The organism is Streptomyces calidiresistens (genome assembly GCF_014141525.1).
Lineage (GTDB): Bacteria > Actinomycetota > Actinomycetes > Streptomycetales > Streptomycetaceae > Streptomyces > Streptomyces calidiresistens.
Window position 1 is genome coordinate 1 of record NZ_VKHS01000341.1, and the last position, 5,621, is coordinate 5,621.

At 76.2% G+C, this 5,621-nt stretch carries 5 protein-coding genes; 4 read left to right on the forward strand and 1 reads right to left on the reverse strand.

Going from position 1 to position 5,621, the window contains the following annotated elements:
- The 4 genes from FOE67_RS30960 to FOE67_RS14895 all read left to right on the forward strand — a co-directional run.
- Window positions 1-2,214: ATP-binding protein (locus FOE67_RS30960; protein ID WP_182664457.1), on the forward strand; the 2,214-nt coding region annotated here is incomplete at its 5' end.
- Between the two features lie 249 nt (window positions 2,215-2,463).
- Window positions 2,464-2,646 carry a hypothetical protein gene (locus tag FOE67_RS14890; protein ID WP_182664458.1) on the forward strand — a complete coding sequence of 61 codons (183 nt, stop codon included), beginning with the start codon at window positions 2,464-2,466 and terminating at the stop codon, window positions 2,644-2,646.
- Between the two features lie 379 nt (window positions 2,647-3,025).
- Window positions 3,026-3,160 (forward strand): hypothetical protein, encoded by a 135-nt coding sequence (locus tag FOE67_RS30060; protein ID WP_267133335.1) that lies wholly within the window; start codon window positions 3,026-3,028, stop codon window positions 3,158-3,160.
- A 397-nt stretch (window positions 3,161-3,557) separates the two neighbouring features.
- The gene (locus FOE67_RS14895) at window positions 3,558-4,232 is read left to right on the forward strand and encodes a hypothetical protein (protein WP_182664460.1); all 675 of its coding nucleotides are present in this window, start codon (window positions 3,558-3,560) and stop codon (window positions 4,230-4,232) included.
- Window positions 4,233-4,260: 28 nt separating this feature from the next.
- Here the strand turns inward: FOE67_RS14895 and FOE67_RS14900 are convergent.
- Window positions 4,261-5,621 (reverse strand): outer membrane protein assembly factor BamB family protein (locus tag FOE67_RS14900; protein WP_182664462.1); only part of this gene is annotated, 1,361 nt, incomplete at its 5' end.

Consider the following 5,621-nt stretch of genomic DNA (forward strand, 5'->3'; position numbering starts at 1 on the left):
GTCCGGCAGCGTCAGCTGTGTATAAGAGACAGGGAGAGTCCGGCGCCCCGCCCCCGCCCGGCACAGCTGCCGCCGGCGGTGGCGGACTTCACGGGGCGGCGGGAGTTCGTGGCGGAGTTGGGCGAGTGGTTGACCGACAGTCGGCGTCCGGTGATGGCGCTCTCCGCCGTCGCCGGTATCGGAGGGGTGGGGAAGACCACCCTGGCCGTGCACGTGGCGCACGCCGTGCGCGAACGCTACCCCGACGGTCAGCTGTACGTGGACCTCCAGGGGGCGAGCCCGACGCCGATGGAGCCGGCGGCGGTGCTGGCGTCCTTCCTGCGCGCCCTGGGGGTGGCCGACCGGGATGTCCCCGAGAGCCCCGGGGAGCGTGCCGCGCTCTTCCGCTCGCTGTTGGACGGCCGCCGGGTGCTGACCCTGCTCGACAACGCCAGGGACGCCGCCCAGATCCGCGACCTGCTGCCCGGCACGCCCGACTGCGCGGTGCTGGTGACCAGTCGCACCCGCATGGTGGACCTGGCCGGTGCCCACCTGGTGGACCTGGACGTGATGAGCCCGGAGGAGTCCCTCCAACTCTTCGCCCGGATCGTCGGCGCCGAGCGGGTGAACTCCGAGCGCCAGGCGGCGATGGACGTGGTGGCCGCCTGCGGCTTCCTGCCGTTGGCCATCCGGATCGCCGCCGCCCGGCTGGCCGCCCGGCGCACCTGGGCGGTGGCGGTGCTGGCCCGGAAGCTGGCCGACGAGCGGCGCCGGTTGGACGAGTTGCAGGCCGGGGACCAGGCGGTCAAGGCCACCTTCGAGCTGGGGTACGGGCAGTTGGAGCCCGAGCAGGCCCGGGCGTTCCGGCTGCTGGGACTGGTCGAGGGGCCCGACATCTCGCTGCGGGCCGCCGCCGCCCTGCTGGACCGCGACCCGGAGGACACCGAGGAGGTGCTGGAGTCCCTGGTGGACACCAGCCTGCTGGAGTCCGCCGCGCCCGGCCGCTACCGGCTGCACGATCTGGTGCGGCTGTTCGCCCGGGCCTGCGCGGAGCGGGACGAGGCCCCGGCGGCCGGGCGGGCGGCCACGGACCGGCTGCTGGACTTCCATCTGGCGGGGGCCTGCCGGGTCTTCGCGATGGAGCGGCCCGGCGACCGGACGGTGGAGCACCTCGCCGGCGGGATCCGGGAGGCGGCTCCCGGTGTGCCCCGGGCCCCCGGGGACACCGCCGGCACCCGCGAATGGCTGTTCGCGGAGGCGGAGTGCCTGCTGGCCTGTGCCCGGCAGGGGGCGCGCGGCGGTCGGGCGGGCAAGGCCGCGGATCTGCTGATCGCCGCCAAGGACCTCGCCGAGACGGGTGCCTTCTCCCTGCAGTACGAGCAGACCTGCGCGGTGGTGCTGGAAGGGGCGGTCGCGGAGGGTGACCGGCACGCGGAGGGGCGGGCCCGGGTGTCCTCGACGCACAGCCTGAGCGTGACCGGGCGGGTGCGGGAGGCCGCCGGGGAGGCGGCCGAGGCGGCCCGGTTGGGCACCGCGACCGGCGACCCGGTGGCGCGCGGCTACGGTTTCAACGACCAGGGCATCATCGCCATCTACCGGTCCCGGCACGGGGAGGCGGAGGAGCACCTGGAGCGGGCGGTGGCGGTGTTCCGCGAGGACGGCAACGCCCCCACCGAGGCCAGCGCGCTGTCGAACCTGGCCCGGGTGCACCTGAACACCGGCCGGATCGACTCCGCGCTGGAGTTGGCGGGGCGGGCGCACGCCATCTACCTGGAGGTGGGGGCGACGCTGCGGTTGGCGAACGCCAAGTACGCGCTGGGCATGGCGCTGACCGCCGCCGGTCGGCACGCGGAGGCCCGCGAGCGGCTGGAGGAGGCGGTGGGGATCTTCCGGGAGCACCGCCAGCGACTGTGGGAGGGGATGTCGCTGTTCCGGCTCGGCGAGGCGGCGCGGGCGGCCGGGGACGACGCCGGGGCGGCGGCGCTGGCCGAGCAGGCGTTGGGGTTGTTGCGGGACATCGGGGGTGACTTCCGACGGGCCCAGGTGCTCACCCTGCTGGGGCGGGCGCTGGAGGGGACGGGTCAGCGGGGGCGCGCGCGGGCCTGTTGGGAACAGGCCCTGGGGATCTTCGAGGCGGAGAGCCTGCCCGAGGCCGATGAGGTGCGGGAACTCCTCGACTCCTCCGGCGGGGAGGGGTCGGGGCGGGGACGACGGGCGGATCCGACGCCGGTGTGAGAGGCCTCCGGGGGTGGCCCCGTCGGGCCCGCGCCGGACGTGCGCCGGGCGTGCGCCGGGAACCACCGGCCCCACTTCGTGCGTGACACACCCTCAGCAGCACGTTTATCGGATGTTCAGCCGCTCCCGAGAGGGTCGCCGACACACCCACCGAGCAGGGGAAGCCGGCGGGTGGAACGGCGGGACGCGTCCGCCCCCCGCACCATCGGGCGGACCGGTCCGTGCGGCGCACGAGAACAGGAGAACGACATGACGACCAACGTGACTCCGCAGGAGAACCACGCCACGGGGGAGCCGACGACGCCGGCCGACGGCCGGAAGAAGCCCGCCCCCACCACACCCGGGCCCCGCCCGGACGAGAACCACGCCACCGGCAACCCGGCGGACACCCGTCCGCAGGAGAACCACGCCACCGGGGCCGGTCCGGCCTGAACCACCGCGGCGGGACCGGCGGGACGGGCGCGCGTGCCCGCTCCCCGGGAGCCGGGACCGATGCGAGTCGGACCGGACCACCCGGCGCGCCACGCGCCCCCGTTCCGTTCCCGCCGCCCCGCGGCGACGCCTCCCGATCCCGGGACGCGCCACCGCGGCACCGGCTGCCGCGCTCCCCGCGGCAGCCGGTTCGTGCTGTCCGGACGTCCGCGCCGACCCGGACCGCCCGCGGGACGGCCGCGCCTCCCGCCCCCGCACGTGCCGTCCCCCGACGGCACGCCCCGGGCCGCCGGCCCGGGGAGCCCACCGAGAAAGATCCCCGGGCGCCCCACCGGGCGCCGTCGGGGAACGACGAAGGATACGAAGGAGAGGTACCCCCGTGCTCCGTACCGCCGCCCTCGCGCTGATCGGCTCACTGGCCGCCGCGGTCCTGCTGGGTCTCGGCGCGGTGGATGTCCCGAAGGCACCGGTCGTCCCCGCCGACAACCACGTGACCTCGATCCCGCCGGCCTGATCGGCCGCCCCGCCGGTCCGGAGCGGTCCGGCGGGGCCCCGGGAACGGGGTGCCCCGGGGCGTTTATCGATCGTTTATGACCCCCTGCCATGCTCATCACACACGGACCGCCCGACGGGGGAGGGCGATCCGGGAGGTTCGGTCCGGCGGCCCCGGGGGAGTCGCCGGACCGAACAGCCGGGCGGGGCCCGGTGGCCGGGAGGGGGGGCCACCGGGCCCCGTCGGTGTGTGCGGAGGACACGCGGAAGACGCACCGACGGGGCCCCGCCCCGGCAGCGGGGCGCCCGGTCCCCGGATGGCGCCTCCGGCGTGCGCCGCTCGTACCCGCCCCGTAGCGTCGGGTGACGAGAACTGACGCCCCGGGCGGCGTCGGGGATGCCCGTGAGGAGGCATGTCCGTGACCATTCGCTCGTTCACAGCCGTCCCACTCGCCGTCATCGGGGCGGCGACGGTCGTTCTGGGCTCCTTCCGACCCTGGTACGGCGACCGGCTCGGCCGGGAGATCCCACCGGCCGAGGTCTTCGGCGCCGTCCCCTCACCGGGGGAGGCCGTCGGCGCGGCCGCCGGACTCCTCCCGCTGCTGATCGCCGCCGCCACCCTGGCCGTGCTCGGACTGTTGCTCCGCTCCCGCCTGCTGATCGGGCTGGCGGGAGTGGTGGGGCTCGGTCTCACCTCGATGTGGCTGGGGCACACCTACGGCCTGGAGAACAGCCTCCTGCTCGGCGGCGAGGGCCTGGGACCGGGAGCCCCACTGACCCTGCTCGGCGGCGGGCTGCTGGTGGCCGCGGCGGCCGTGATGCCCGGCCCCTGGCTGGTGCGGGAACGGACCGACCCGCTCCCACCGGTCTCACGCCCCATCAACCCGCGGGTCGTCGCCGGGGCGTGGCCCGACGGCGAGGTGCCGGCCGGCGTCGTCGCCGCGATGAAGAGACCCACCGGCACCCTCTCCACGGAACTGACCGCACCGCTCCACCCGGCCCCCCGGGGAGCGGGCGGCCCCGGGGACACCGCTCCCGCCGGCACCGGCGAGCCCGTCGGCACCGTCGACGGGACCCCTCGCCCCCACCCCTGACCGGGCCGGGGCGGCCGGGCCCGGACCGTCAGGAGGAACGGGAGGACTGGCGGGTTCCGCGTCCGGCGTCCAGCGCGTAGACGCACCGGTCCTGGCTGCAGGCGAAGAGCATCCCGCCCGCCACGGCGGGCGTGCCGGTGATCGCCCCGCCCATCTCCAGCTTCCAGCTCAACCGACCGGTGACCGCGTCCAGGGTGTACAGACAGTGGTCCTCGGACCCGAAGTGCACCCGTCCCGCCGCGACCACCGGGGAACCCACCACCGGCCCGCCGGTGCCGAAACGCCAACACGGCGTGCCGTGCACCGCGTCCAGCGTGTAGACGGCCGAGCCGGCGGCGAGGTGCACCAGGCCGTCGGCGACCAGCACGGGTTCGGACGAGTTGCGCGGCTCGGTGGCGATCCGCCAGCGCTCGGTGCCGTCGGCCGCGTCCAGGGCGTACACCGTGCCGAGGTAATCCACCACCCACACCCCCGCGGGGGAACCCCGCCGGGACGGGGCCGGGGCGGGCGGACAGAGCAGCGCGGCGGGCGCGTCGAAACGCCAGCGCTCGGTGCCGTCCTCCGCGTCCAGGGCGAAGAGTCGGGTACCGGCACTGACGTGCACGGTGTCCGGACCGGGCCGCAACCGCACCGGGACGCCGCCGGTGGCGGAGGCGTCCCCGACCGGATGGCTCCACAGTTCGGCGCCGGTCCGCGCCTCCAGGGCGTAGAGCCGGTCGTCGGCGCGGGTGTAGACCGTGCCGTGCGCGACGACCGGGCCGGTGTCGGCGGTCTCGAAATCGGTCTGCGCGCCGTCGATACCCCACAGCCGCTCACCGGTGGCGATCTCCACCGCCTGCACGCCGCCGCCGCGGATGCCGGTGACGACGGTGCCCCGGTCCACGGCCAGGGAGTAGATCCACCCCTCGGGGGCGAGGCTCCAGTGCTCGGTGCCGTCGGCGGCGTCCAGGGCCCGCAGCGAGGGGCCGTCGGAGGCCAACAGCCGACCACCGGCCACCTCCGTCAACCACGCCACGTCCCGGGTCTTGAACTGGCGCCGTCCGGTGGCGATGTCCAGGGCGTGCACCTCGAAGGAGGAGACGTACAGCAGTCCGTCGCGGGCCGTCGGGGAGCCCCACAGCTCGTTGCTCATGCGGAATCGCCACGGCCGCCACCGCACGGGGGCGGCGGCGGGCGCGGGCGGGGACGCCGCGACGGGGGCGGACGCGTCGGCGGGTTCCCGGGGTCCGGCCTCCGACGGAGGGGCGGACGCGCCGGCCCCGGCCGAGGGCGTCCCGCGGTGGCGACCGGATCCGGCGACCTCCGCCGGCGTCGGCAACGGGCCGAGCATGATGGTCCCCTCCGGCAGGGAGGCGACCCCCGACGGCTCGACCGGCTGCTCCGCCGCGC